Genomic DNA, 584 nt, shown 5'->3' on the forward strand with positions numbered 1-584 from the left:
TTGGCGCACCCGACATAATTCGAACCTGTGACCTCTGCCTTCGGAGGGCGCGCGCGCTCAACGGCAGTTCGGGAAAACCAGGCGATCCCAACCGACTGGCTATTTATCCAGCATTGCCGTCATCAAGTTTAGCGCAAGTCCCTGCAGTCAAATCGCATGAAAATTGGAGATCCATCCAAGATCAATGATTCTATCAACAGCGTGTCGCTAATTGATTTGGCGCTAATATGGACCGTCGCGTAGGCAGGGATCGGGGCGCTACAGAATCACACGAGGGATATCCGCATGGCCACGATGCACTACACCTGGGGCGCTTCAGCATCCCAGGCCAAGGCCTATGGCTTCAACCTGGTTGATCTTCAATACGCGTCATCGGTCAACGCGCTGCCGGATGGCTCGAAGGCTCTGATCTGGCTCGGAGAGAGCAATGGCGTAACCCAGTCCTTCATCGACAAGGTAACGCCTCTCCTCAACAATCCGAAGGTTTTTGGATTTTTCCTGACTGACGAGCCGGATCCCACCGGCAGATATCACACCCAAGTGAGCGCTGCCAACCTGAAGGCGGAATCCGACTGGATCCATTC

General features: G+C 54.8%; 1 pseudogene. It reads left to right on the plus strand.

The annotated features are described in order from the left end of the window. Positions 1–285 precede the first annotated feature (285 nt). Positions 286–584, plus strand: a pseudogene (locus NKH12_RS30505) (calcium-binding protein); the annotation flags it as partial.

This window comes from Mesorhizobium sp. M1322, assembly GCF_040318085.1.
Lineage (GTDB): Bacteria > Pseudomonadota > Alphaproteobacteria > Rhizobiales > Rhizobiaceae > Mesorhizobium.